This window comes from Dactylosporangium sp. CA-139114 (assembly GCF_050955725.1).
Lineage (GTDB): Bacteria > Actinomycetota > Actinomycetes > Mycobacteriales > Micromonosporaceae > Dactylosporangium.
This window is the reverse complement of the sequence record NZ_CP192080.1, coordinates 1,005,937-1,032,303: the sequence shown is the minus strand read 5'-3', so window position 1 is coordinate 1,032,303 and position 26,367 is coordinate 1,005,937. Positions and strand designations below refer to the sequence as shown.

Sequence of the window (26,367 nt, the reverse complement as noted above, 5' to 3'; positions counted from 1 at the left end):
CACCAGAGTAGGGCCGGGGACCACCCAGATGGACGTCCGAATCCCGCCAGTCGCCGGGTCGTGCACGGGGCAGGATGGAGTCGTGGAACTCGACTTCGACACCTGCCGCAAGGCGGCCACCAGCCGTGACTCACGCTTCGACGGCGTGTTCGTCACGGCGGTCAAGTCGACCAGGATCTATTGTCGTCCGTCCTGCCCGGCCATCACGCCGAAGCGGGAGAACGTGCGGTTCCTGCCGACGGCGGCGGCCGCGCAGCGCGAGGGCTTCCGCGCGTGCCTGCGCTGCCGGCCCGACGCGGCCCCGGGCTCGCCCGACTGGGACGTGCGCGGCGACGTGGTCGGGCGCGCGATGCGGCTCATCGCCGACGGGGTGGTCGACCGCGACGGGGTGCCGGGGCTCGCGGGCCGGCTCGGGTACACCGAGCGCCACCTGCACCGCATGCTCACCGCCGAGGTGGGGGCCGGCCCGCTGGCCCTGGCCCGGGCCCAGCGCGCGCAGACGGCGCGGGTGCTCATCGAGACGACCCGGCTCGGGCTGGCCGACATCGCGTTCGCGGCCGGGTTCGGCAGCGTGCGGCAGTTCAACGACACGATTCGCGAGATCTACGGCCGCACCCCGTCGCAGATGCGCGAGCGGCGCACGCAGCCGGAGGTGGACGAGGGTGTGGTGACGGTACGGCTGCCGCATCGGGCTCCCCTGCACGCCGAGGCGCTGCTGACGTTCCTCGGCGACCGGGCCGTGGCCGGGATCGACGGGCTGGACGAGGAGGGCTACCACCGCAACCTGCGCCTGCCCAACGGCCCCGGCCGGGCGACGCTGACCCCGCGGGAGGGCCACGTCGCCGCCACGCTGCGCCTGACCGACCTGCGCGACCTCGCGCCGGCGGTGGCGCGCTGCCGGCGGCTGTTCGACCTCGACGCCGACCCGGCCGCCGTCGACGCCGTGCTCGGCGCCGACCCGGCCCTGGCGCCGATGGTGCTCAAGGAGGAGGGCGTGCGGGTCCCGCGCGCCACCGACGGATTCGAGATCGCCGTGCGGGCCGTCGTCGGCCAGCAGATCTCGGTCGCCGCCGCGCGCACGGTGCTGCGCAAGCTCGTCGCCGCCGACGCCGGGCTGTTCCCGACCGCGACGGAGCTGCTGGCGCTGCCCGACGAGGCGTTCGCGATGCCCGAGGCGCGCCGGCGTACCCTGCGCGGGCTCGCGGCCGCGGTCGCCGAGGGCGCGCTCGACCTCGACGGCGGCGGCGACCGCGGCGAGACCGTCGAGCGGCTCAAGGCGCTGCCCGGCATCGGGGACTGGACCGCGCAGTACACGGCGATGCGCGCCCTCGGCGACCCCGACGCGTTCCTGCCGACCGATCTCGGGGTGCTGCGCGGGGCGCGGGCCGCCGGGCTCCCGGACACCCCGAAGGCGCTTGCCGCCCACGCCGAGCGCTGGCGGCCCTGGCGGTCCTACGCCGCCATTCGACTCTGGAGGATGCTGTGACCGTGTTCTGGACGACGACCGACACCCCGGCCGGGGAGTTCACGATGCTCACCGACGCGGACGAGACGGTGCTGGCCAGCGGCTGGACCACCGACGTGCCCGGGCTCATGACGCTGGCGAAGCTCTCGGGCACGCTCGAGCGGCGCGCCGATCCGGGAGTACCGCTGAAGGCTCTTCTGTCCTATATGGACGGTGACCTGACCGCGATCGACAGTGTCGCGGTGCGCCAGCGCGGCGGCGCGTTCATCGCGCACGCGTGGGACGTGCTGCGGCAGGTGCCCGCGGGCGCGCCGGTGACCTACAGCGGGTTCGCCGAGCGGGCCGGGCGCCCGGCCGCGGTGCGCGCGGCCGCGATGGCCTGCGCGACCAACGCCGCGGCCCTGTTCGTGCCCTGCCACCGGGTGCTGCGGCTGGACGGGTCGCTCGGCGGGTTCCGCTGGGGGCTGCCGGTCAAGCGCTGGCTGCTAGATCATGAAGTCATCTGAATATCGGTTGGCGCCGATGTGATGTCGCCGTAGCTTGGAGGCATGCCGACGACCGCCGCGCCCCCGCAGGCGCGGCGGTCCAGCGGTGTTCCCGGCAAGGCCCACGCGCTGTGGCGGATGCGGGTCTACCTGCGGCCGTACTACCGGCTCACCGCGTGGTCGATGGTCGCCGCGGTGCTGTCCACCGCCGCCAGCCTCGCGATCCCCCTGCTCATCCAGCGCGTCGTCGACGGCCCGGTGCGCCACGGCGACGTGCGCGGGCTGTTCCTGCTGGGCGGGCTCGCGATCGCGCTCGGGGTGTGCGAGAGCGTGCTGAGCTTCGTGCGGCGCTGGGCCCAGTCGGCCTCCTCGGTGGGCATGGAGGCGCGGCTGCGCGAGGACCTGTACGCCCACCTGCAGCGCCTCCCGATCGAGTTCCACGACCGCTGGCAGTCCGGCCAGCTGCTCTCGCGCGCCACCGCGGACCTGTCCTCGATCCGGCGCTTCCTGTCCTTCGGGCTCTTCTTCTTCGTGCTCAACCTGGCCACCTACCTGGCCGTGTCGGGCCTGCTGATCCACCTGTACTGGCCGCTGGGCGTGTTCGTGGCGCTCAGCGCGATCCCGCTGTTCCTGATCGTGCGGCGGTTCACCGGGCGGTATTTCGCCGCCTCCCGCGAGCTGCAGGACGCCATCGGCGACCTGACCACGCGGGTCGAGGAGTCGGCCCAGGGCATCCGGGTGATCCGCGCGTTCGGCCGGCGCGACCACATGAGCGAGCACTTCACCAGCGGCGCCCGGCACGTCCACGACCTCGGCGTCGGCAAGAGCCGCATGGTGGCCCGCACGCTCTCGCAGTTCGACCTGGTGCCCAACGTGACGCTCGCGGTCGTGCTGGTCGCGGGCGCCGTGCAGGTCTCCCGCGGCCAGCTCACCGTCGGCACGCTGGTCGCGTTCGTGGCGCTGCAGGTGATGCTGGTCTGGCCGATCGACATCCTCGGCTGGATCATCGCCAACGCGCAGGAGGCGATGAGCGCTTCCGTGCGCATCTACGAGGTGCTCGACACCCCACCGTCCATCGTGGACCGTCCCGGCGCCCTCAGCCCGTCCACAGTGCGGGGACGGGTGCGCTTCGCCGGTGTGGCGTTCGGCTACGAGCCGGGCCGGCCGGTGCTGCGCGGCATCGACCTGGAGGTCGAGCCGGGCGAGACGGTCGCGATCGTCGGGCTCACGGGCAGCGGCAAGACGACGCTGGTCTCGCTGGTGCCGCGGCTCTACGACGTGGACGCCGGGGCGATCACCATCGACGGGCACGACGTGCGCGACCTGAAGCTCGACTCGCTGCGGCGGATCGTGGGCACCGCGTTCGAGGACCCGACGCTGTTCTCGATGAGCGTACGGGAGAACCTGACACTCGGGCGGACCGACGCGACCGACGCCGAGATCGCCGAGGCGCTCGAGATCGCCCAGGCCCGGTTCGCGTACGACCTCCCCTGGGGCCTCGACACGCGCATCGGCGAGCAGGGGCTCTCGCTCTCGGGCGGGCAGCGCCAGCGCCTGGCCCTGGCCCGCGCGGTCGTCGGGCGGCCGCGGGTGCTCGTGCTCGACGACCCGCTGTCGGCGCTGGACGTGCACACGGAGGCGCTCGTCGAGTCGGCGCTGGCGACGGTGCTGGCGGGGACGACGGCGCTGCTGGTGGTGCACCGGCCCTCCACGATCGCCCTCGCCGACCGGGTGGCGTTCCTGCAGGACGGCCGCCTGGCCGCGATCGGCACCCACTCGCACCTGCTGGCCACGTGCCCCGGCTATCGAGAGGTGCTGCGTGGCGCTTGACGTCCAGCGGTGGCGGGGTACCGCGACCGAGGAGCCCGACCCGACCGAGCGCGTGGCCAGCCGCCGGCTGCTGGGCTCGCTGCTGCGCCCGCACCGGGCCGCCATCGGCGTCCTCATCGCGCTGCTGCTGACCCAGAACCTGGCCGGGATGGCCGGACCGCTGCTGGTGAAGCTCGGCATCGACCGGGGCATCGGGCACCCGCCGACGCTCGTGCTGGTCACCGTGCTGTTCGGGGTGGCCACCGCGGCCGAGTTCGGCACCCGGCGCGCGTTCCTGGCGATGTCCGGCCGGGTCGGCAACGCGGTGCTGCTCGACCTGCGCACCCGCGTCTACGACCACCTGCAGCGGCTGTCGATCGGCTTCCACGAGCGGTTCACCTCGGGGCGGGTCATCGCGCGGCTCACCAGCGACGTCGACAACATCGCCGAGCTCACCGACGGGGCCCTGGACGACCTGGTGCTCGCCGCGCTGTCGGTGCTCTCGGTGGCCGGCATCCTGCTGTGGCTGGACCCGCCGCTGGCGCTGGTCACGCTCGCGTCGTTCCCGTTCCTGCTGTGGCTCTCGCGCTGGTTCCAGCGGGCCAGCGCGCGGGCCTACCGGCGGACCCGCGAGACGATCGCCCTGGTCATCATCCACTTCGTCGAGTCGCTGGGCGGCATCCGGGCGGTGCAGGCGTTCCGGCGCGAGCGGCGCAACGACGAGATCTTCGCCGCGGTCAACGACGACTACCGCGCGGCGAGCCTGCACGCTCAGCGGCTCGTCGCGACGTACTCCCCCTCGATCAAGATGATCGGCAACGTCTCGATCGCCGTGGTGCTCACCTACGGCGGCTGGCGGGTGCTGCACGGGCACACCGAGGTCGGGGTGCTGGCCGCGTTCCTGCTCTACCTGCGGCGGTTCTACGAGCCGATGCAGGAGCTGTCGCAGTTCTACAACACCCTGCAGTCCGCGACGGCCGCCCTGGAGAAGCTGGCCGCGGTGCTGGACGAGCCCCCGGCGGTCGCCGAGCCGCGTTCGCCGGTCCGCCTCGCCGCGGCGCGGGGCGAGCTCGCCTTCGACGCGGTCGAGTTCGCCTACGACGCCGGGCGCCCGGTGCTGCCGCCGCTGGACCTGTTCGTGCCGGCCGGGCAGACGATCGCGCTGGTCGGCGCGACCGGGGCCGGGAAGTCCACGCTGGCCAAGCTCGTCGCCCGCTTCTACGACCCGACCGCCGGCACGGTGGCGCTCGACGGCGTCGACCTGCGCTCGCTCGCCGAGGACGACCTGCGCCGGGCCGTCGTGATGGTGACTCAGGAGAACTACCTGTTCTCCGGCACCGTCGCCGACAACATCGCCTTCGGCCGCCCGGGCGCGACGCGGGCCGAGGTGGAGGCGGCGGCCGCGGCGATCGGCGCGGACGCCTTCATCCGCGGGCTGCCGCAGGGCTACGACACCGACGTTCGCAAGCGCGGGGGACGCCTTTCGGCCGGACAACGCCAACTCGTGGCGTTCGCGCGTGCCTTCTTGGCCGACCCCGCGGTGCTGATTCTCGACGAGGCGACGTCCTCGCTGGACATCCCGAGCGAGCGGCTCGTCCAGCAGGCGCTGCGCACGATCCTGGCCTCGCGCACCGCGCTGGTGATCGCGCACCGCCTGTCCACAGTGGAGATCGCCGACCGCGTGCTGGTCATGTCGGGCGGCCGGATCGTCGAGGACGGCCCGCCCGCGACCCTGATCGGCGGCGGCGGCCACTACGCCGAGCTGCACACCCAGTGGCGCGACTCGCTGCTCTAGATCTGTCGGGTACTTGACAGCGATCTGCCGCGGGTTGCGTGAATGGCGGGGTTCACGCCGTCGATCTACCGTGGATACATCGGTTCATGGGAAGATTCTCGTCACGCTATGGATCTATGGAGGGTCATCTCGGTTGTCTTAGGGCATGACCACGACTCTGATACGGCGCGGATGAAGAGGACCGATGACTGGCGGACGCTGGAGTGGCCAGACCCGATTTCTCGTCGTGTTCGTCGGGCTGGCGCTGGTCGGCCTGGGTGTGCTGACGACGGTGCAGTTCCGCAGCACCGCCGGGGCCGCCGTTCTGGTCGGTGCCGGGGTCCTGGTGGGGCTCGCGGGCCTGTCCGGCGGGACGATCAACATCCGCTCCACCGACCGCGAGGAGCGGCTGGCCTCCGCGGGCCGGGCGCAGCAGGACGGTGACGCCGAGGGGGCGTACGACCGCTTCGTCCAGCTCATCCGCGGGCACGCCCCGCAGGCCATCGCCTACCACGAGGGCGCCAATGCCGCCCTCTACGAGGCCGCCGGGCGCGAGGGTCAGAAGCTGCAGCCCGTCTTCGGCTACGGCCTGGGCCCGATCGCCATGTCCGAGGCCCACATCATCGTCGACATCCGGGCCGGCACCGGCTTCTCGATCTCGCGCATGCAGGCGACCCTCCAGGCCCTGCTGGTCGGCCCGACCGCCTCGTTCCAGGCCGCGCTGGTCATCGTCAACGCCTCGCCGGACGACTCGATCCTGGGCTCGGTCCGCCAGCTCAGCACCGCGCTGGACCGCCCGGTCTCGGCCGTGGCCTGGCGCATCGGCGACCACTGCGACGCCATCTCCGACGCCATCGTCTCCCTGCGCCGCGAGCTGCGCCGCCGCGAGCGCGAGTCCCCGATCGACGTGCCGTCGGAGATCCTCGACGACTACGAGCCGGCCTACGACCAGCCGGAGCCGTTCGAGCCCGCACGGTTCCCGACCCGGCCCGCGCCTGCGCCGCAGCCCCCCATCCCCCAGCAGCAGCCCCAGCGCATGGACGATGACGACGACGTCTACCCGCACATGACGTCCTCGACCGTCTACGGCTCCCCGGCCGCCGAGCACCACGACGACGAGCCCGACCCGGCCGACTGGCCGGCCCCCGAGCCGCGCCGCCGCCCCTTCCCCGCCCCGGCCCCGGCACCGGCACCGGCCCCACGCGTCTACGACGACTCGGCGACCTGGCAGCGCGCGACCGACCTGCATTGGCGGGGCCAGCTGCAGGAGGCCGAGGAGGCCTACCGCGAGATCGTCGACGCCCGCGCCCACGCCCTGGGCTGGGACCACCCCGACACGCTGACCGCCCGCGACCAGCACGCGACGGTCCTGCGCGACCTGGACCGCCTGGCCGAGGCCCTGGTCGAGTGCGACGAGGCCCTGACCGCCCGGGTGCGCATCCTGGGCGATGACCACCCGGACACGCTGACCAGCCGCAGCCACCTGGCCACGATCTACCACCAGCTCGGCGACCTGACCCGGGCCGAGGGCGAGCACCAGCGGGTCCTGGAGTCGCGCACCCGCGTCCTGGGCGCCAACCACCAGGAGACGCTGATCAGCCGCAGCAACCTCGCCAAGGTCTACCAGGACATGGGCGAGCTCGACCGGGCCATCGAGGAGCACCGCACCGTGATGCGCGCCCGGGCCCGCCTGCTCGGCCCGGAGCACCGCGACACCCTCATGAGCCGCAGCCTCCTGGCCTCGGCCCTGCACCACGCGGGCCGCCTGGGCGACGCGGAGTCCGAGCACCGCGCGGTCCTCGGCAGCCGGCTGCGCCTGCTCGGCCCCGTGCACCTGGACACCGCGGTCTCCCGGCACCGGCTCGCGAGCGTGCTGCACGATCTGGGGCGGCTGGACGAGGCCATCACGGAGTACCGCGCGGCCCAGGCCGTCTACGCCGAGCTCCTGGGCGCGTCGAGCCCCTTCGCCCGCGCGGCGGCGTCGGACCTGACGCTGGCGGAGCGGGCGTTGCGGGGGGCTCAGGGCAGTCGCCGCTACTGAGGGCCCGCTTGGTCATGGCTCGGGTCCGCGGGGGTGCGGACCGTCGCTCCCGCCAGACACCGCTGGGCGCTGGCGCGCCGACGCTGCCAGGCCCGCCGCCGGTCACCCTGGACTGATCCACCAGCTCCTACGACATCGCCACTCCAGCACCGACTCGACGACTCGGCAGGCCCAGCCCACCGCGGCGCGACCCGACAAGCCGAGCCCACCGCGGCGCGACCCGGCAGGCCCAGCCCACCGCAGCGCGACCCGACAAGCCGAGCCCACCGCGGCGCGACCCGACAGGCCCAGCCCACCGCAGCGCGACCCGACAAGCCGAGCCCACCGCGGCGCGACCCGACAGGCCCAGCCCACCGCAGCGCGACCCGACAAGCCGAGCCCACCGCGGCGCGACCCGACAGGCCCAGCCCACCGCAGCGCGACCCGACAAGCCGAGCCCACCGCGGCGCGACCCGACAGGCCCAGCCCACCGCAGCGCGACCCGACAAGCCGAGCCCACCGCGGCGCGACCCGACAGGCCCAGCCCACCGCAGCGCGACCCGACAAGCCGAGCCGCGGTCCCGCAGCCCGAAAGCCGGGAACTCCGCACCGTGATCCGCCAGGCCGAACGCCGCATGCCGTGACCCGATAAGTCGGGCACTCCGTGCCACGAGGTTCGATGGGCTCGCGGACTGCTGGCCGCTTGGGCTGAAAAGGCTCGGAGCGCCGGAGCTGACCTGGGAGGCTCCGGAGCAGCCGGGAATTTACGATCAAAGCCGGGCAATATGGCATTCGGTGTCGGAGGCCGTACTCGCCTCTGTCGCAGACATGATCGAGTCGGTGCTTGCGGGCACCTAAGGTCGCGCCATGTTCAGACTCGGCCGGAAACCCGGTGCCAAGGCGATCACCGCTCGCGGCGAGATCGTGCACGTCGATTTCGGCTCGCAGCACGTCGACAGCCACGGCGGGACCCAGTCGATTCGCTACACCGTGCGCGTCCGCGTCTACCCCGACGACATCGCCTCCTTCGAGGCCTCCATCAAGATCAAGCTGCGCGGCACGGCGGGACCGATGATCGGCGAGGAGACCTGGGTGCGCTACGAGCCCGGCAGCCCGACCCGCATCGACTTCGACCGCGACCGCATCAAGGACCGCAGCTACGACCGCGTCCAGGCGAACCCGGGGCTGCGCGTGGTGGTCGACACCCTGTACCGCCACGGCGATCCACCGGTGAGCGTCATCGCCACCGCTCGCTGAACCTGTCGCAGTCGCCCTGCGGAGCAGGCGCGCCGGCGATGCTGGCTGCCGCCGGGTCGGTGCCGGAGCGGCGGTGTCGTAGGAGCCGGCGGATCAGTCCAGGGTGACCGGCGGCGGGCCTGGCAGCGCGGGTCGGTGCCGGAGCGGCGGTGTCGTAGGAGCCGGCGGATCAGTCCAGGGTGACCGGCGGCGGGCCTGGCAGCGTCGGCGCGCCAGCGCCCAGCGGTGTCTGGCGGGAGCGACGGTCCGCACCACCGCGGACCCGAGTCATGGCCTTGTTCAGGCCATGACTCGGGTCCGCACCACCGCGGACCCGAGTCATGGCCTGAACAAGGCCGACGGCCCCGGGCACGCCGCCCGGAGCCGTTCGCGCGGGGATCGTCAGAAGTCGCCGCCGAAGTCGCCGAAGTCGCCGCCGTCGCCCCAGTCGCCGCCGTCGCCCCAGTCGCCACCGTCGCCACCGTCGTCCATGGCCTGGTCGAAGCCCTGGTCGTAGCCGGCGTCCTGGCCCTGCTCGAAGCCGGCGTTGTACGCGGCGTCGTAGCCGTGGTCGCCCCAGGAGTTGTCGAAGAGGGCGTCGAAGACGAGCACCGAGCCGATGCCCCAGGCGCCGGCCACGAGGGCCGTCTTCCACCAGGGCTCGGAGTACCAGCCGCCGGGCACGCCGCGGCCGGCCACCGCGCCGCCCGGGTAGTAGTAGGGCGTGGCGTTGCTGGGCTGGGGGCTCGCGCGGTACGAGTGGCCCTGAACCGAGACCTCGCGCTCCTTGGTGATCTGGCCGGCCCGGGCGCCCGCCAGCGGGGGCACGTCGGGCCCGGGGTCGAGGCCCATCGCGGTGCGGGCGGCGCGGATGTACATCAGGCCTTCCAGCGACGTCTCCCGCGCCAGGTCGTACTGCTTCAGGCTCGTCGCGCGCTCGAGCTGCCCGCCGGCCGCGTTGTACCGTTCGCTCGCGTCGACCAGCGCCTGCTTGACGGCCGGCTCGTCGCCGGAGAGGTTCATGAGCTGGCCGCCGAGCCGCTCGTACCAGCGCAGGGCATCCTCCCGCGCATCGGCCAGCTGCTGCGCTTCACGCTTCCTGCGACCGAAGCCGAACACCGTCACCACTCCAACCAGGACGAGGAACCCATGCCTTCGACGGTACCGGTTTCTGTCATACCCCTACGGCATGCTGAATACCGTGGATCTCGCACTCCTGATCATCGGCCTCCTGCTCGGCGCCGCGCTCGGCTGGTATGTGGCCCGATCCCGCTCGGCCGTCGACCTCGCCAAGCTCGAGGCGACGCTGCAGGCCACGCGGGAGGGCGAGGCGCGCCTGGAGGCCTCGCTGCGCTCGCTGACCCTGGAGGCGCGCGGGCAGACCCAGGACGCCGTGGCCGACGCGGTCGCGCCGCTGCACGAGGCGCTGCTGCGCTACGAGCGCCGGGTCGCCGAGCTCGAGCGGGACCGGGTGGGGGCCTACGAGTCGCTCCGCGAGCAGGTGCGGGCCATGCACGAGGTCTCGGGCGAGCTGCGCACCGAGACGCGGCGCCTGGTCTCGGCCCTGCGCGCGCCAACGGTCCGCGGCCGCTGGGGCGAGCAGCAGCTGCGGCGCATCGTGGAGGCCGCGGGCATGCTCGAGCACTGCGACTTCGAGGAGCAGGTGAGCGCCGCGACCGAGGACGGCGTCGTGCGCCCCGACCTCGTCGTGCGCCTGCACGGCGGCCGCCAGGTGGTGGTCGACGCGAAGGCGCCGCTGGAGGCCTACCTCGCCGCGCTCGAGTCCCCCGACGAGCAGACCCGCACGGCCAGGCTCACCCAGCACGCCAAGCACGTGCGCGCCCACGTCGAGGCGCTGTCGGCCAAGCGGTACTGGTCCGCCTTCGAGCCCGCCCCCGAGTTCGTCGTCCTCTTCGTGCCCGCCGACACGTTCCTGGACGCGGCCCTGCAGCACGACCCCGGCCTCCTCGACCACGCCTTCGCCCGCAACGTGATCCTCGCCACCCCCGCGACGCTGGTCGCGCTGCTGCGCACGATCGCCTACGCGTGGCGCCAGGACTCCCTCACGACCAACGCGCTCGCCGTGCACCAGACGGGACGCGAGCTGTACGCGCGGCTGAGCACCATGGGCGACCACCTCGCGAAGGTCGGCACGTCGCTGTCGACGGCGGTGACGTCGTACAACCGCGCGGTCGGCTCGCTGGAGGCCCGCGTCCTGGTGAGCGCGCGCCGGCTGGCCGAGCTGGGCGTGAGCGGCGACGCCCTGCCCACCCCGCCCCAGGTCGAGGCGACGCCTCGCCAGTTGCAGGCACCGGAGCTGGTCGAGAACGAGTACGAGGCGCTGCTGGCCGCGCTGCGCGAGGACCCACCGCCGAAGTAGCGCCCGGGCCGCGCCGGGCTCGCCCGCCGGGCCGGGTTCGCTCGCCGGGCCGGGTTCGCTCGCCGGGCCGGGTGGCGACCCGGGTCAATGCTGTTCATGGCTCGGGTTCGCGGTGGTGCGGACCGTCGCTCCCGCCAGACACCGCTCGGCGCTGGCGCGCCGACGCTGCCAGGCCCGCCGCCGGTCACCCTGGACTGATCCACCACCCCCGACGACACCGCCACTCCAGCACCAACTCGACGACCCGACAGGCCCAGCCCACCGCGGCGCGACCCGACAAGCCGAGCCCGCAGTGCCCGCAGCCGAAAGCCGGGCACCCCGCACCGCAATCCGATACGTCAAACGCCGCATGCCGTCATCCGACAAGCCCAGCCCGCCGATGCCGCAGCCCGAAAGCCGGGCACCCCGCACCGCGATCCGATACGTCAAACGCCGCTTGCCGTGATCCGACAAGTCGGGCACTCCGTGCCACGACTTATCGGATGTTTCGGTTATGCCCGAATGGCTGTCAGTCCGCGTCTCACACCGGCGGCGAGGCCGAACGGGCGCGGCCCGAGCCGGACGTCGACAACGGCGCGGATGCGAGGGGCACCGGGCCGACGGGCCGACCGCAGTCCAGCGCTCGACGGGTCGCTGCGGAGGGCGTCGCCGGTGAGGGCAGACCGACGCATAGGCGGCCTCCAAGACGACCTGCGCTGGCACCGACGCAGGCGACGTCCACGACGACCAGCGTTGGCCCAGGCCTCGGCGAGTCACCCATCCCCCTGCTTCGGCGTCGGTCGCCCAACACCTTCACACCATGGCCAGCGTCGCGATCACTGACGCGGGCTGCAAACGCGCCGGATCGGCGACCCCGGGCAACACGGCCGAAGCGGCCTCGCGACGTCGTCGGCCCCGCAGTCCAGGAAGCGGCCCGCGGTGCGCCATGGCCACGGCCGCGACGCCGGCCGGGCGCCGGGCGCCGGGGCCGGGCAGGATCGGCGGCACGGTTCACCGCGCGCGAAGGCGTGCGCGGTGGGGGCTCAGCCGAGGGTCTTGGCCACCTCGGCGGCGCGGGCCGCGGCCTGTGCCTTCATGTCGCGCTTCAGCTCCTGCGGCAGCGAGAACACCAGCTTCTCCTGCGCCGTCGTGATCTCGGCCACATCCGTGAAGCCGCGCTTGGCCAGGAAGTCCAGCACGTCCATGACCAGCTCGTCGGGGACCGACGCGCCCGAGGTCACGCCCACCGTCGTCGCGTCCGTCAGCCAGGACTCCTGGATCTCCGTCGCGTAGTCGATGAGGTAGCCGGCCTTGGCGCCCGCGTCCACGGCGACCTCGCGCAGGCGCTGGGAGTTCGACGAATTCTGCGAGCCCACGACCAGGACGATGTCGCAGTTCGGGGCCATCGCCTTGACGGCGTCCTGGCGGTTGGACGTGGCGTAGCAGATGTCGTCGCTCGGCGGGGACATGAGCAGGGGCAGGCGCTTCTTGAGTCGCGACACCGTCTCCAGGGTCTCGTCCACCGACAGCGTGGTCTGCGACAGCCAGACGACCTTGGACGGGTCCCGCACGGTCACCTTGTCGGCGCCTTCCGGGCCGTCGACGAGCTGGATGTGGGCCGGGGCCTCGCCGGTGGTGCCCACGACCTCCTCGTGCCCCTCGTGGCCGATGAGCAGGATGTCGTAGTCGTCCGCGGCGAAGCGGCGGGCCTCCTGGTGGACCTTCGTGACCAGCGGGCAGGTGGCGTCGATCGCGCGCAGGGCCCGCGCCTTGGCCTGCTCGTGCACCTCGGGGGCGACGCCGTGGGCGGAGAAGACCACGGTCGCGCCCTCGGGCACCTCGTCGTTCTCCTCCACGAAGATGGCGCCCTTGGCCTGCAGCGTGCTGACCACGTGCTTGTTGTGGACGATCTCCTTGCGCACGTAGATCGGCGCGCCGTACAGCTTCAGCGCCTCCTCCACCGTCTGGACCGCGCGGTCCACACCGGCGCAGTAGCCGCGGGGCTTGGCGAGCAGCACGCGCTTCGAAGCAGTCACCCCGCCATGGTACGTGCCACCCGCCCACCGCCCCGGCCCGCGAGGGCGGCGGAGGCGGTGCACGGCCGTCCGGCATGACCAGCGTCACAGCCGGGTTCCGTAACGCCAGCACTACCGCGGGCGGGGCGCCGCGCCGGTACGGTCGGCAGCATGCGGCCCCGTTCGGTCATGGACGCGCTGCGGCTGCCCCCGATGCGGTTCCTGCGGTCCTGGTGGCCGTGGCGCTCACTGCTGTACCTCACCAGCGGCGGCGCCCTCGGCGCGGCCGCCGGCTCGGCGCTGCTCGTCCTGCTGCTCGGCGGCGCGGCGCTCACCCTCGTCGTGATCGGGCTGGCCGGCTTCCTGGCCGCGGCGCTGTCGGGCATCGTGGTGGCCCGCGTCGAGCGCCGCCGCCTGCGCCTCGTCGACGACGTGCGCCTGACCGACCCTCACCGCCGTCCCGACCGCCCCGGCCTGCGCCGCTGGCTCACGACCCGGCTGTCGGAGCCGGCCACGTGGCGCGAGCTCGGGTACACGATGCTCATGGTCACGGCCCTGTGCTGGCTCGACGGGATGGTCGTGGCGCTGTGGGCGTGGGTCGTGGGCGCGCTCGTGGGCGCCCCGTTCTACGTCGCCGACGGCACCCCGCTCGCGCTCACGCTCGCCGGGGCCGTCTTCGGCGTCGTGCTGGGGATCGTCCTGCTGTACCCGCTCACCGCCTGGGCCGCCGCCCGCGCCGCGATCACGCAGGCGGTGCTCGGCCCGCGGATGGAGACCAGCCCGGAGCTCACCGAGGTGGCGCGCTCCCGGGCCCGGCTCGTCGACGCGTTCGAGGTCGAGCGGCGGCGCATCGAGCGCGACCTGCACGACGGCGCCCAGCAGCGGCTCCTGGCGCTGTCCATGCAGCTCGGCCTGGCCCGGCTCGAGCTGGCCCCCGGCGCGCCGGGTGCGCAGCCGGTGGCCCGCGCGCACGAGCTGGCCAAGGAGGCGCTGACGGAGCTGCGGGAGCTCATCCGGGGAGTACACCCGAAAATCCTGTCCGACCGGGGACTGCACGCGGCCCTGCTCGAGGTGGCCGACCGCGCCCCGCTGCCCGTCGACGTCGACGTCGCCCTGCCCGAGCGCTTGCCGGGCGCGGTGGAGGCCTGCGCGTACTTCGTCGTCGTCGAGGCCCTCGCCAACGTGGCCAAGCACAGCCGCGCCACCCGGGCCCGCGTCGCCGCCTCGGTGAGCGGCGAGTGGCTGCGCGTGCAGGTGCGCGACGACGGCCGCGGCGGCGCGGACCCGGCTCGGGGCACCGGGCTGTCCGGGCTCGCGGACCGGGTGGCGGCGGCGGGCGGCAGCGTGGCGCTGGCCAGTCCGGCGGGAGGGCCTACGGTGGTGCACGTGGAGCTGCCTTGCGGGTCGTGATCGCCGAGGACGGCGTGCTCATCCGCGAGGGCATCGCCGGTCTGCTGCGCCGCTTCGGCCATGAGGTCGTCGCGGCCGTCGGGGACCCGGACACGCTGGTGGCGGCCGTGCGCGAGCACCGGCCCGACCTCGTGGTCACCGATGTGCGGATGCCGCCCGGGTTCAGCGACGAGGGTCTGCAGGCCGCGATCCGGCTGCGCGCCGAGGATCCGGGGCTGCCGGTGCTGGTGCTGAGCCAGTACATCGAGCAGACCTACGCCGCCGAGCTGCTCGAGTCCGGCCGCCGCGCCGGCGTCGGCTACCTGCTCAAGGACCGTATCGGCGACGTCGCCGAGTTCGCCGACGCGGTCGGCCGGGTGGCCGCCGGGAGCACCGTCGTCGACCCGGAGGTGGTCGCCCAGCTCCTCGGCCGCCGCCGCGACCCGCTGGCGCGGCTCACCCCGCGCGAGCGCGAGGTGCTGGCGCTCATGGCCGAGGGCCACTCGAACGCGGCGATCGCGCGGGCGCTCGTGGTCTCGGAGGCGGCGGTCGCCAAGCACATCAACGGGCTGCTTTCCAAGCTCGACCTGCCGCCCGACGACGACGTCCACCGCCGCGTCCGGGCGGTTCTCGCGTTCCTGCGCGGATAGGGTGTGGCGGTGACCGATGAGGCGTCGAGCAGTGAGAAGCCCTGGCCGGTCCGGGTCGTCAGCCAGAAGATCGGGCAGTGGATCGGCCGGCTCGGCTGGATCTGGGTCGACGGGCAGGTCGCGCAGGTCACCCGGCGGCCCGGCACCAACACCGTCTTCCTCACGCTGCGCGACCCGTCGGCCGACCTCAGCCTGACCGTCACCACCAACCGCGACGTCGTCGACCTCGGCGCGCCCGGCCTCACCGACGGCGCCCGGATCGTCGTGCACGCGCGGCCCGAGTTCTACGCCGCCCGCGGGTCGCTGAGCCTGCGCGCCGACGAGATCCGCCAGGTCGGCGTCGGCGAGCTGCTCGCGCGCCTCGAGCAGCTCAAGAAGCTGCTCGCCGCCGAGGGCCTGTTCGCCCGCGAGCGCAAGCGGCGGCTGCCGTTCCTGCCCCGCCGCATCGGCCTGGTCACCGGGCGCGCCAGCGCCGCCGAGCGCGACGTGCTCACCAACGCGCGGCGCCGGTGGCCCACCGTGGACTTCCGGGTGATCAACGTCGCGGTGCAGGGCCCGTCGGCGGTACCGCAGATCATCGACGCCCTCGCCGTGCTCGACCGCGACGAGACCATCGACGTGATCGTCCTGGCCCGCGGCGGCGGCTCGATCGAGGACCTGCTGCCCTTCTCCGACGAGGCCCTGTGCCGCGCGGTGTTCGCCTGCCGCACGCCGGTCGTCTCCGCGATCGGCCACGAGACCGACGTGCCCCTGGTCGACTTCGTGGCCGACCTGCGCGCGTCCACCCCGACCGACGCGGCCAAGCGCATCGTGCCCGACCTCGGCGACGAGGTGCGCCTCATCGGCCAGGCCAAGCAGCGCCTCGACCGCGCGCTGCGCGGCCTGCTGGACCGCGAGCAGCACCGCCTCGACGCGCTGCGCTCCCGGCCGTCGATCGCCCGCCCGCTGTCGATGGTGGACACCCGGGCCGCCGAGGTGAGCGCCCTGCGCGCCCGCGCGACCCGCAACCTCGTGCACCGCCTCGACCGGGCCGGCACCGAGCTCGAGCACACCCTCGCCCGGCTGCGGACCCTGTCACCGTCGGCGACGCTGCAGCGGGGCTACGCGATCGTCCAGCGCGCCGACGGCGCCGTGGTCCGCGCCCCGGACGAGGTCACCGGCGGTGAGCGGCTGCGCGTCCGGCTGGCCGAGGGTGAGCTGGCCGCGACGGTGACCGACGCTTGACGTCCGGCATTTATGCGAGATGATGTCGGTCCGGTCCGTTTCTGGTGCTTTCTGGCGGAGGGTTGGGCTTTGTCGCGTCGTCTGCAGGAGTACATGCTGGCCAGCGCCAAGAACGGGCGCGAGGTGGTACGCACCGGGCCGTTCACGGTGACGATCACCGGGCACGACCCGAACGTGTACCTCAACTACGCCGTCCCCGACCCCGGCGCCGACCCGTCCGCGGCCGACATCGAGGCCCTGGTCACGGCGTTCACGACCCGCGGGCGCACGCCCCGGCTCGAATACCTGCCGAAGCTCGCCCCGGCCGTGGAGCCGGCCCTGCTGGCCGCGGGCTTCGCCGTCGCCGACCGCCTGCCGCTCATGGAGTGCGGGCCGAGCGACGCGACCGACCAGCCCGTGCCGCCCGGCTTCGAGCTCGTCACCCCGAAGACCGACGCCGAGATCGAGGCGATGCTGGCCGCCCAGCACGAGGCGTTCGGCGAGGAGCCGCCGACCCCGGCCCACGTCGCCGCCACGCGCGCCAAGGCCGAGTCCGGCCAGCTGCAGCTCCTGGCCCGCGAGCTCGCGACCGGCGAGACGGCGGGCGGCGGGATCGCCGCGGCCGTGCGCGACGGCATCAGCGAGGTGGCCGGGATCGCGGTGCGCCCGGCGTACGAGCGCCGCGGCCTCGGCGCCGCCCTCACCCTGCACCTGACGCGCGCCGCGTTCGCCGCCGGCGCGACCCTCGCGTTCCTGACGCCCGCGGGCGACGCGCAGGAGCGGGTGTACGCGCGCGTCGGCTACCGCCGCGCCGACGCGGTCCTGTTCCTGTCGCACTCCGCGTGACACCCAGTAGGGTTCTGCGCGTGAGTGAGCCGAAGATGGCCGAGCCGGGTTCGGGCTCGGACGGACCGACCCTGACCTACGAGCAGGCGCGGGCCGAGCTGGCGACCGTCGTCGAGCGGCTCGAGTCGGGCGGCTCGACGCTCGAGGAGTCCCTGGCGCTGTGGGAACGCGGCGAGGAGCTGGCCTCGATCTGCCAGCGCTGGCTCGACTCCGCCCGGGCGCGCCTGACCCCGACGGAGTCCTGAGCCGGCCTCAGCCGGGCAGGCCGATGTAGCGGGCCTGCGCGCGCATCTGGTGCTCGAAGAACTCGGCCGGGTGGTTGACCGTGTTGCGCAGCTGGCCGAAGATCTCGAAGCTCACCTGGCCGAACAGCGAGACCCAGGCCGACAGGGCGCGCGCCAGGGTCGCGGGCGCGACGGCGGGGGCGATCACGGCCCGGATGCGCTCCAGGTCGGCGGCCGAGTCCGCGGGCGGGAGCGGATCGTCGTTCGGCGCCAGGGCGTTCGCCTCCGCCGCGGCCTGCAGGATGCCGCCCAGCACCGTCACCGCGCGGATGCCCGCGGCCACGGTGTCCTCCGGCGCCTGGTAGCCGGGGACGGGGCTGCCGTAGATGAGCGCGTATTCGTGGGGGTGCTCGAGCGCCCAGTCGCGCACCGACGTGGCGAGGGCGAGCCAGCGGGTGGTGAAGGCTTCGGACGGTACCGCTGCCACGGCTCTTTCGGCGCAGCCGCCCAGGGCGTTGTAGGCGTCCAGGATCAGGGCGGTCAGCAGGTCGTCGCGGCTGGGGAAGTAGCGGTAGATCGCCGAGCTCACCATGCCGAGGTCGCGGGCGACGGCGCGCAGGGACAGGTTGGCCCCGTCGGTGGCCAGGTGGCGGCGGGCGATCTCCTTGATCTCGTCCGTCATCTCGGCGCGGACGCGGGCCCGGATCGAGTTCGCCTTCATGCGCCCATCTTGACACACGCTCCGAAACGAGAGCACTGCTCTTGCTTTGCCGGCACACCGCGACCTATGCTCCACTTCGAGAGCACTGCTCTCCGAACGAAGGAGGCTGTCATGCAGGTCGTCGTCGGGTCCGGGTCGGTCGGCAGCGCGGTGGCGCTGGAGCTGGCCGGAGACGGGGAGGCGGTCCGGATCGTCACGCGCGGCGGGAGCGGCCCGCAGCACCCGCGCATCGAGCGCGTCGCGGCGGACGCCGGCGACGCGGAGGCGCTGCTGCGCGCCGCGGAGGGGGCGAGCGTGGTCTACAACTGCGCGAACCCGCGGTACTACGAGTGGCCCACCGCCTGGCCGCCGATGCACGACGCGATGCTGCGAGCCGCGCGGGCGAACGACGCGGTGCTGGCGATCACGGCGCCGCTGTACGGGTACGGGCACGTGGACCGCCCGATGACCGAGGACATGCCGCTCGCGGCCGAGACCGTCAAGGGCCGGGTGCGCGCGAAGATGTGGCAGGACACCCTGGCATCGGGCGTCCGCGCGGTCGAGGTGCGCTCCTCGGACTGGATCGGCCCCCGGTACTCCCTCATCGACATGGCCCTGCCGGCCATGCGCGCGGGCAGGACCGTGTGGCTGCCGGGGGCGCTGGACGTGCCGCACACGTACACGTACACCGGCGACGCCGCGCGCACCCTGGTCGCCCTGGCCCGCGAGCCGCGGGCGTGGGGCCGGGCCTGGCACACGCCGTCGGTGCCCGCCCTGACGGCCCGGCAGCTGCTCACGCGGGTCGCGGCGCTGGCGGGGCTCGGCGCGCCGCGGCTGCGGGCGTACCCGGCCCTGGCCGTGCGGGCGGCGGGGCTGTGGGACCGGGTCGCGCGGGAGTTCATCGAGGTGCGGTACCAGCACGACCGGCCGTTCGTCATGGACTCCTCGCTCGTGACCAGCGAGTTCGGCCTGACGGCGACGCCGCTGGACGACGCGGTTCGCGAAACGCTGCGCAGCGCCCGCTGAGTGCCGGCAGGGCATGACTCGGGTCCGCGGGGGTGCGGACCGTCGCTCCCGCCAGACACCGCTCGGCGCTGGCGCGCCGACGCTGCCAGGCCCGCCGCCGGTCACCCTGGACTGATCCACCACCCCCGACGACACCGCCACTCCAGCACCGACGTCCACGGCTCCGAGAGCGCCCACCGCCCGGGCCGGATCCCCGGATCGCGCTTCCACGGCACCACGATTACGCGGAGCGTTGCCCGGGGGCGATACGCCGCCGACCGCAGCGCCACCCGCACCCGATGCCGCACCGCCCGGGCCGGATCCCCGGATCGCGCTTCCACGGCACCACGATTACGCGGAGCGTTGCCCGGGGGCGATACGCCGCCGACCGCAGCGCCACCCGCACCCGATGCCGCACCGCCGCGCTCCACGCCGTGGCGGGCACTGCACCCTCGACAGCCACCGTCCGGGCTTGTCCCCGGATCACGTCGTCGGAGGCGGCCCAGGATCAGCGCCGCGGGTCACCCTGCCCCGGTGCGCGCACATCATCCGCAGCACCACGGGCACCTCACCCCCCGACACGACAGGGACCGCCGACTGACCCTCGCTCCCAGGCCGTGATATCGGACTTGTCGCCCGCCGGGGCATAAATCCGAAATGTCGCGGCGCGTAGCGCCCGACATTTCGCGCGAGGGCGCCTCGACAGCGATCGAGGCGCCCCCATGAGCCGGCTAGGAGAAGTCGACCAGCGAGTAGGCCCGCAGCTTCTCCAGCCGATGGAACGAGTCGATCCACCGGATCGTCCCCGAGCGCGACCGCATCACGATCGACTGGGTGTAGGCGCCGCCGGAGCGGTACCGGACCCCCTTGAGCAGGTCCCCGCTCGTCACCCCGGTCGCGCAGAAGAACATGTTGTCCCCGCTGACCAGGTCGTCGGTGCGCAGCACGCGCGAGAGATCGTGCCCCGCGGCCAGGGCCTTCTCGCGCTCGGCGTCGTCGCGCGGCCAGAGCTTCGCCTGGATGGCCCCGCCCATGCACTTGAGCGCGACCGCCGCCACGATCCCCTCCGGCGTCCCGCCGATGCCCATGAGCACGTCGGTCTCGCTGTTCTCGCGGGCCGCGCTGATCGCCCCCGCGATGTCGCCGTCGGAGATGAAGCGGATGCGGGCGCCGGTCGCGCGCACCTGCTGCACGAGCTCCTGGTGCCGGGGCCGGTCCAGGATGCAGACCGTCAGCTCCGAGACGCTCGAGCGCTTCACCCGGGCGATGCGGCGCAGGTTCTCCTCGACGCCGGCCTCGATGTCCACGACGTCCGCGCAGTCGGGGCCGACGGCCAGCTTCTCCATGTAGAACACTGCGGACGGGTCGAACATGGCGCCCCGCTCGGCCACCGCGAGCACGGCGAGGGCGTTGGGCATGCCCTTGCTCATGAGCGTGGTGCCGTCGACCGGGTCGACCGCCACGTCCACTTCCGGGCCGGTGCCGTCGCCCACGCTCTCGCCGTTGTAGAGCATGGGCGCGTTGTCCTTCTCGCCCTCGCCGATCACCACCGTGCCACGCATGGGCAGCGAGTTGATCAGCAGGCGCATCGCGTCGACGGCCGCGCCGTCGCCGCCGTTCTTGTCGCCCCGCCCGACCCAGCGGCCCGCGGCCATCGCCGCCGCCTCCGTGACCCGGACGAGGTCGAGGGCCAGGTTCCGGTCCATCTCACGACTCATTCGTGCACTCCTCGCGCGTCGTTGCGTGGGTGTGTGTTCAGAACAACGTTCACCACCAACCATCCTCGCAGCGATCCGGTCCGCATGACCTGTCAAGATGGTCACGTGGCAAGTACGACCGAGCAGCCCCGGGCGACCAAGGCCCGCCGGCCGCGGGACATGGCGCTGTCGATGCTGGTGCTGATCGTGCCGGTGTTCCTCATCGTGGCCTTCTACCGGTATCTCGGCCACGAGACCCCGCCCGCCGTCGACACCACCGAGGTCTACGGCTCGGTGCAGCGTGCGGGCAAGTTCCAGGCGCTCAAGCCCGAGCAGCTGCCCGACGGGTGGCGGATCGCCTCGGCGACGTTCACCGGCGGCGTCCTGCGCGTCGGCATCACCGCGCCGGACAACGGCGCCATGCAGCTCGTCGAGAGCGCCGATCCGGCCTCGGTACTGGTCCCGGCCGTCGTCGGGCCGAACCCGCACGACGACGGGGAGACGAGCATCGCCGGCCTCCAGTGGCACCGACTGTCCCAGGGCCGCCCGGGTGAGCGCGCGATCGTGCAGAGCACCGCGAACCGCACGGTGATCATCGTGGGCCAGGCCAAGGAGAGCCAGCTGGCGGACCTGGCCACCCGCCTCAGAGCGTAGGCAGCGGCAGCCCGAAGCCGACCGTCGTGCCGCTGCCCTCGGTCGACTCGAGGGCGATCCACCCGCCGTGCGCCTCCACGATGGCCTTCGAGATGGCCAGCCCGAGCCCGCTGCCCTTGATCGCCCGGCGCTGCGCGTCCGCGGTACGGAAGAAGCGCTGGAAGATCATCCCCTGCTCGGCCTCGGGGATGCCGCCGCCGGTGTCGCGCACCCAGAGCACGACCTCGCCGTCGCGCTCGCGGCCGGTGACGGTCACGCTGCCCGACGGGTCCGAGAACTTGACGGCGTTGTCGAGCAGGTTGAGTACGACCCGCTCCAGCTGCTCCCCGTCGCCCTGCACGAGCGGGATGTGCTCGTCCACGTCCACGGTGAGCCGCAGCCCCGCCGTCTCCATGGCCGGCCGGATCGCCTCGCAGGCCGCGTCGACCAGCCCGCGCAGGCGCACCGGGCCCAGGTCGAGGGTGAGCGTCCCCGACTCGATGCGCGAGAACGTGAGCAGGTCCTCGATCAGGTCGAGCAGGCGGCGGCCGTTGCGGTCGATGATCCCCACGATCCGCCGCTCGGTCGGCCCGAGCGCGGTGGCGTCGCTGTCGGCCAGGATCTCGGTGTAGCCGCGAATCGACGTCAGGGGCGTGCGCAGCTCGTGCGAGACCGTCGCCACGAACTCGCTCTTGAGCCGGTCGAGCTCCTGCAGGTCGCTGTTGGTCCGGGCCAGCTTCTCGGCCTGCCGCTGCAGCGCCTCCTCGGCCCGGTGCCGGTCGCTGACGTCGGCGATCTGGTGCACCACGCCGGCCTCGCCGCCGCCGATGAGCGAGGCCGAGTACTGCCCCCACACCAGTGACCCGTCGGCCCGGCACAGCCGCAGCTCCCTGGTCACCTCGTCGGCCTCGCCCGCGACGAGCCGCTTGAGCCGCTCCTCGACCAGCGGCCGGTCCTCCTCGCAGATCAGGCCGGGCAGGAACGCGCCCGGCTCGATCCCGGTCATCCGGGAGAGCGCCTGGTTGACCTGCAGCACCCGGCCGGTGAGATCGGTGACGGCCATGCCGACCGGCGCGTGGTCGAACGCCGCCCGGAAGGTGCGCTCGGCCCGGTGCCGGTCGGCGAGCAGGCGCCGCTGCGACAGGGCGTGCTCGACCGCCGAGCCGAGCCGGCTCAGCCGGTCCTTGAGCAGGTAGTCCACGGCGCCGTGGCGCAGCGCGTCGACGCACGCCTCCTCGCTCAGCGCGCCGCTGACGACGATGACCGGGATGTCGAGGCCGTCCGAGCCCAGCATCGCCAGCGCCTCGAGCGCGTTGAACTGCGGCAGGGAGTAGTCGGCCAGGATGATGTCGGGCCGCCCGGCGGGGTCGTGCAGCGCGGCGCGGAAGTCCTCACGGGCGTCGACCCGGCGGCAGGCGGGCTCGAAGCCGGCCCGGCGCAGCTCCAGCACCAGCAGGTCCGCGTCGTCGAGGTTGTCCTCGAGCAGGAGAATCTTCATGTCTGCGGGTCCGTGAGGTTGAGGCCCAGCCAGTAGGCGCCGATGTTGTTCATCGCGGCCAGGAACCGCTCCATGTCGACGGGCTTGACGATGTAGCTGTTCGCGCCGAGCTCGTAGCAGGCGTGCAGGTCGCGATCCTGGGCCGACGAGGTGAGCATGACGACGGGGATGTGCCGGGTGCTTGGGTCGGACTTGACCCGCCGCAGCACGTCGATGCCGTCGACCAGCGGCAGCTTGATGTCCAGCAGCACGACCTGGGGCGGCTCGGGCCGCCGGGTGAACAGGTAGTCCAGCGCCTCGGCGCCGTCGCGGGCCACGTCGACGGCGGTGGTCAAGGTGCCGCGGCCGAGGGCCAGCAGCGCCAGCTCCAGGTCGTCCGGGTTGTCCTCGACCAGCAGCACCCGGTTCACGAGACGGTCTCCAGGGCCGGGACGTACGCGGGCAGGGTGAAGTAGAACGTGGCCCCCTCCCCCGGCGCGGCGTCGGCCCAGATCTGGCCGCCGTGGCGGTGCACGATGCGGTGCGCGAGGGCCAGACCGATGCCCGTGCCCTCGTACTCCTCCGCCCGGTGCAGCCGCTGGAAGACCTTGAAGAGCTTGCCGGCGTAGCGCATGTCGAACCCCGCCCCGTTGTCCCGGACGAAGTAGGTCGCCTCACCCGCGGCCGTCACCCGGTGCCCGACCTCGACGCGGGCCGGGTCGGCATCGCGGGTGTACTTCACCGCGTTGCCGAGCAGGTTCGCCACCACGTGCCGGATGAGCCGCGGGTCGCCGAGCGCGTCCGGCAGCTCGCCGACGACGAGCTCGACGGAGCGCTCGCCGCGCTCGACCGCGAGCTCGTCCCACACCTCGGCGACGAGGTCGGCGAGGCGGACGCGGGAGTTGGCCATCTCCTGGCGCTGCAGCCGGGAGAAGGCCAGCAGCCCGTCGATGAGCTCGCCCATCTGCTGCGCGCCGGCCCGGATCCGCCCGACGTAGCGCCGCCCCTGCTCGTCCAGCACCTCCCCGTGGTCGAGCGCGAGCATCTTGGCGAACCCGTCGACGGCCCGCAGCGGGGCCCGCAGGTCGTGCGACACGCTGTACGAGAACGCCTCCAGCTCGTCGTTGGCCTCGCGCAGGTCGGCCGTGCGCTCGGCGACACGCCGCTCCAGGTCCGCGTTGAGCCGCTCGATGACCTCATCGGCCTGCTTGCGGGCGGTCACGTCCTGGCTCACGTTGACGAACCCGCGCACCGCGCCGTCCGGGTCGCGCACCGCGGTGAGCTGCCCCTGCACCCAGAAGCGGGTGCCGTCCTTGCGCACCCGCGGCCCGTCGATCTCGGCCCGGCCGGTCCCGCGGGCCTGGCGCAGCAGGGCCCCGGGCCGCCCGGCCGCGCCGTCCTCGGGGGTGAACAGCCGCGCATAGTCCTCGCCGATGATGTCTTCGCTGCGGTACCCGTTGAGGCGCTCGGCATTGCCCGACCAGCTGACGATCCGCCCGTCCGGGTCGAGCATGTAGATGGCGTAGTCCCGGGCCCCGTCCAGCAGCAGCTGCAGCAGCTCCTCGGAGGAGCGCAGCTGCTCCTCGGCCGCGTGCCGGTCGGTGATGTCGCGCATGACCGCCACGGCGCCGGGGGCCTCACCGTCGTAGACCAGCGCGCGGACGCGCACCTCGATGCGTCGCCCGGCCATCACGCACTCGACGAGCGTCTCGGTCCCCGCCGGCCCGGGCGAGCGGTTCTGGTACCGCGTGACCCCGTCGGCCTCGCGCATGTCCAGCAGCTCCGGCCACTGCGACGCGGACGCCTGCGACGCGTCGGGGCCGAGGATCGCCCGCGCGGTCGGGTTCAGCCAGGCCGCGCGCCCCTCCCCGTCCATCACCGCCACGCCGTCGGCGATCGTGTCCATCACGGCGCCGAGCAGCGTCGCCTGCGAGCGGGCCGTGGCCCCCGCGACCCGCAGCTCACCCGTGGCCTCCTCGACGCGCTCCTCGGCCCGGCGGCGGGACGTCGCGAGGGTGTACACCAGCAGCGCCGTGACGAGCGTGAGCGCGGCCCCGCCGAAGAACATGCCCTCGTCGAGGTGGCCGCCCGCCCCGACGAGCGCGCCGGAGTCGGCGGCCACCCGCAGCCGCCACTGCCGGTCGGCGACCTGCACGTCGACGGTGCGGCGCAGATCGGCGACCCGGCCGGACGGGCGGCGCAGGACGGCGATGGTGCGTAGCTCGGTCCCGGCGTACGCGGCGAGGCTCACGTCGAGCAGCTCGCGCGCGGGCTGGAGCATGGTGTCGCCGAAGAAGTCCTGGACGCGGACGGTCAGCTGGAGGTACCCGCGCAGGGCCCCGGTGCGCCGCTCGACCACCCGCTGCACGAGCGCGACGGTCTGCGGCTGCGGGTCGGCGGAGCTGGACGCGTCCCGCAGCGCGACGTACGGCTCGGACGCCGCCGGCAGCCCGGTCTTCCCGGCCCGCTCGACCGCGGCGCCCGCCTGCGGGGTCGCGGCCAGGTCGCGCCCCGGCCCCGGCCCGCCCGTCCGGCGCACGTCGAGCGGGCGGGCGAGCACGGCGAAGTAGTGCACGCTGGTGCCCGGGGCCGGCGCGAGGTTCAGCTCCGGCACCCCGCGCTCGCGCCAGGCGGCCTGAGCCGCGGCGACGCCGGCGTCGGGCACCGCCACCACGTAGTCGACGCCCGTGGCGCCGGGCAGCCACAGCCGGCCGAGCGGCTCGGTCGCGGTGCTGAAGGCGCCGGCGTCCAGCGCGGGCAGCGCCTCGAGCGCGCCGGCGGCGAGCTGGAGGGCGTCGACGTACCGCTGCGTCGCCGACGCGACCGCCTCCTGGGCGGCGGCGGCGCGCCGGTCGAGGGCCTGGTCGGCACCGTCGCGCTCGACGCGGTGCATGAGCAGCCCCGCGCCGCCGGACACCAGCAGGCCGAGGAGCACCACGCCGAGGACCTGCAAGCGGACGCCCACCACGCCTTGTCCCATCGGCGGTGCGCTCCGGCGGTTGAGGAGTTGCCGTTGCGGTGTGCGCCCGCGTCCGAGCCGGTCGGGTGGTGCGCCGATATGTCGGCCGCTTCGCGGCCGAACCGGCCGACATATCGGATTTTTCGCCTGACGGGGTATTCGCGCATATCAGCGCCCTTGCCCCTTGCATTCGCCGTTACCGCCGCGCCGACCGCACCCAACGCCAGGGCGGTGCCGGCGTCAGACAGTTCGACGCCCATCGCGCCGGGGCTGGCGCGACGGGCGGGTGACGGCACGATGAGTCGCGCCGCGACGGCGGTAGCGCGATGAGCGGCGGCGCGACGACGGCGGGGTGAGCGGCGGCGCGACGGTGGATGAGTTGTGGCGCGACGGCGGTGGCGAGCGCCCGGCCGCAACGGCC

At 73.7% G+C, this 26,367-nt stretch carries 21 protein-coding genes; 14 read left to right on the top strand and 7 right to left on the bottom strand.

What is annotated here, in order from left to right; all coding sequences use genetic code 11:
• The first annotated feature begins 82 nt into the window (after positions 1 to 82).
• From ACQP2P_RS04705 to ACQP2P_RS04680, 6 genes are all read left to right on the top strand, one after another.
• Positions 83 to 1,486, top strand: coding sequence for an AlkA N-terminal domain-containing protein (locus tag ACQP2P_RS04705; protein WP_433613619.1), 1,404 nt, complete (start codon positions 83 to 85; stop codon positions 1,484 to 1,486).
• 44 nt (positions 1,487 to 1,530) lie between these two features.
• Entirely contained in the window at positions 1,531 to 1,971 is a 441-nt protein-coding gene (locus ACQP2P_RS04700) for a methylated-DNA--[protein]-cysteine S-methyltransferase (RefSeq protein WP_433618975.1), read from the top strand.
• A gap of 117 nt (positions 1,972 to 2,088) precedes the next feature.
• The gene (locus tag ACQP2P_RS04695; RefSeq protein WP_433618974.1) at positions 2,089 to 3,780 is read left to right on the top strand and encodes an ABC transporter ATP-binding protein; all 1,692 of its coding nucleotides are present in this window, start codon (positions 2,089 to 2,091) and stop codon (positions 3,778 to 3,780) included.
• Complete coding sequence (locus ACQP2P_RS04690; protein ID WP_433613617.1) at positions 3,770 to 5,554, top strand: ABC transporter ATP-binding protein; 1,785 nt, start codon at positions 3,770 to 3,772, stop codon at positions 5,552 to 5,554. Before ACQP2P_RS04695 ends, ACQP2P_RS04690 begins: the two co-directional genes overlap by 11 nt.
• A 184-nt stretch (positions 5,555 to 5,738) precedes the next feature.
• The gene (locus ACQP2P_RS04685) at positions 5,739 to 7,574 is read left to right on the top strand and encodes a tetratricopeptide repeat protein (RefSeq protein ID WP_433613615.1); all 1,836 of its coding nucleotides are present in this window, start codon (positions 5,739 to 5,741) and stop codon (positions 7,572 to 7,574) included.
• Between the two features lie 846 nt (positions 7,575 to 8,420).
• A complete protein-coding gene (locus tag ACQP2P_RS04680; RefSeq protein WP_433613613.1) occupies positions 8,421 to 8,810 on the top strand; it encodes a hypothetical protein in 390 nt (129 codons plus the stop codon).
• Positions 8,811 to 9,191: 381 nt separating this feature from the next.
• Here ACQP2P_RS04680 and ACQP2P_RS04675 read toward each other — a convergent pair whose 3' ends face one another.
• On the bottom strand, positions 9,192 to 9,908 hold the full coding sequence (locus ACQP2P_RS04675; protein ID WP_433613611.1) for a hypothetical protein: 717 nt from the start codon (positions 9,906 to 9,908) through the stop codon (positions 9,192 to 9,194).
• 82 nt (positions 9,909 to 9,990) lie between these two features.
• On the opposite strand from ACQP2P_RS04675, the gene ACQP2P_RS04670 reads away from it, so the two are divergent.
• Positions 9,991 to 11,169 (top strand): DNA recombination protein RmuC, encoded by a 1,179-nt coding sequence (locus ACQP2P_RS04670; RefSeq protein ID WP_433613609.1) that lies wholly within the window; start codon positions 9,991 to 9,993, stop codon positions 11,167 to 11,169.
• A gap of 1,022 nt (positions 11,170 to 12,191) precedes the next feature.
• Here ACQP2P_RS04670 and ACQP2P_RS04665 read toward each other — a convergent pair.
• The gene (locus ACQP2P_RS04665; protein WP_433613607.1) at positions 12,192 to 13,184 is read right to left on the bottom strand and encodes a 4-hydroxy-3-methylbut-2-enyl diphosphate reductase; all 993 of its coding nucleotides are present in this window, start codon (positions 13,182 to 13,184) and stop codon (positions 12,192 to 12,194) included.
• Positions 13,185 to 13,334: 150 nt separating this feature from the next.
• Between ACQP2P_RS04665 and ACQP2P_RS04660 the strand changes: the two genes are divergently transcribed.
• The 5 genes from ACQP2P_RS04660 to ACQP2P_RS04640 all read left to right on the top strand — a co-directional run bounded on the left by ACQP2P_RS04660 (position 13,335) and on the right by ACQP2P_RS04640 (position 17,496).
• Complete coding sequence (locus tag ACQP2P_RS04660) at positions 13,335 to 14,573, top strand: sensor domain-containing protein (RefSeq protein WP_433613605.1); 1,239 nt, start codon at positions 13,335 to 13,337, stop codon at positions 14,571 to 14,573.
• Positions 14,561 to 15,202, top strand: coding sequence for a response regulator (locus ACQP2P_RS04655; RefSeq protein ID WP_433613603.1), 642 nt, complete (start codon positions 14,561 to 14,563; stop codon positions 15,200 to 15,202). Before ACQP2P_RS04660 ends, ACQP2P_RS04655 begins: the two co-directional genes overlap by 13 nt.
• Positions 15,203 to 15,211: 9 nt before the next feature.
• Positions 15,212 to 16,426 carry an exodeoxyribonuclease VII large subunit gene (xseA, locus tag ACQP2P_RS04650; RefSeq protein ID WP_433613601.1) on the top strand — a complete coding sequence of 405 codons (1,215 nt, stop codon included), beginning with the start codon at positions 15,212 to 15,214 and terminating at the stop codon, positions 16,424 to 16,426.
• Between the two features lie 69 nt (positions 16,427 to 16,495).
• Positions 16,496 to 17,251: a GNAT family N-acetyltransferase gene (locus ACQP2P_RS04645; RefSeq protein ID WP_433613599.1), complete on the top strand. Its 756-nt coding sequence runs from the start codon at positions 16,496 to 16,498 to the stop codon at positions 17,249 to 17,251.
• Between the two features lie 35 nt (positions 17,252 to 17,286).
• On the top strand, positions 17,287 to 17,496 hold the full coding sequence (locus ACQP2P_RS04640; protein ID WP_433618972.1) for an exodeoxyribonuclease VII small subunit: 210 nt from the start codon (positions 17,287 to 17,289) through the stop codon (positions 17,494 to 17,496).
• 7 nt (positions 17,497 to 17,503) lie between these two features.
• Here the strand turns inward: ACQP2P_RS04640 and ACQP2P_RS04635 are convergent, their stop codons facing one another.
• Positions 17,504 to 18,196 carry a TetR/AcrR family transcriptional regulator gene (locus tag ACQP2P_RS04635; protein WP_433613598.1) on the bottom strand — a complete coding sequence of 231 codons (693 nt, stop codon included), beginning with the start codon at positions 18,194 to 18,196 and terminating at the stop codon, positions 17,504 to 17,506.
• 111 nt (positions 18,197 to 18,307) lie between these two features.
• Between ACQP2P_RS04635 and ACQP2P_RS04630 the strand changes: the two genes are divergently transcribed.
• A complete protein-coding gene (locus ACQP2P_RS04630; RefSeq protein ID WP_433613596.1) occupies positions 18,308 to 19,201 on the top strand; it encodes an NAD-dependent epimerase/dehydratase family protein in 894 nt (297 codons plus the stop codon).
• Between the two features lie 710 nt (positions 19,202 to 19,911).
• Here ACQP2P_RS04630 and glpX read toward each other — a convergent pair.
• A complete protein-coding gene (glpX, locus tag ACQP2P_RS04625) occupies positions 19,912 to 20,898 on the bottom strand; it encodes a class II fructose-bisphosphatase (RefSeq protein ID WP_433613594.1) in 987 nt (328 codons plus the stop codon).
• Positions 20,899 to 21,003: 105 nt separating this feature from the next.
• Between glpX and ACQP2P_RS04620 the strand changes: the two genes are divergently transcribed.
• Positions 21,004 to 21,531: a DUF4245 domain-containing protein gene (locus ACQP2P_RS04620; protein ID WP_433613592.1), complete on the top strand. Its 528-nt coding sequence runs from the start codon at positions 21,004 to 21,006 to the stop codon at positions 21,529 to 21,531.
• Here ACQP2P_RS04620 and ACQP2P_RS04615 read toward each other — a convergent pair.
• From ACQP2P_RS04615 to ACQP2P_RS04605, 3 genes are read right to left on the bottom strand one after another with little or no spacing between them, the layout of a single operon-like run.
• Positions 21,521 to 23,008 (bottom strand): ATP-binding protein, encoded by a 1,488-nt coding sequence (locus ACQP2P_RS04615; RefSeq protein ID WP_433613590.1) that lies wholly within the window; start codon positions 23,006 to 23,008, stop codon positions 21,521 to 21,523. The two genes, ACQP2P_RS04620 and ACQP2P_RS04615, sit on opposite strands and share 11 nt — an antisense overlap.
• A complete protein-coding gene (locus ACQP2P_RS04610; RefSeq protein ID WP_433613588.1) occupies positions 23,005 to 23,418 on the bottom strand; it encodes a response regulator in 414 nt (137 codons plus the stop codon). The genes ACQP2P_RS04615 and ACQP2P_RS04610 overlap by 4 nt, the downstream gene beginning before the upstream one ends.
• Positions 23,415 to 25,952 carry a PAS domain S-box protein gene (locus tag ACQP2P_RS04605; RefSeq protein WP_433613586.1) on the bottom strand — a complete coding sequence of 846 codons (2,538 nt, stop codon included), beginning with the start codon at positions 25,950 to 25,952 and terminating at the stop codon, positions 23,415 to 23,417. The genes ACQP2P_RS04610 and ACQP2P_RS04605 overlap by 4 nt, the downstream gene beginning before the upstream one ends.
• Between the last annotated feature and the right edge of the window lie 415 nt (positions 25,953 to 26,367).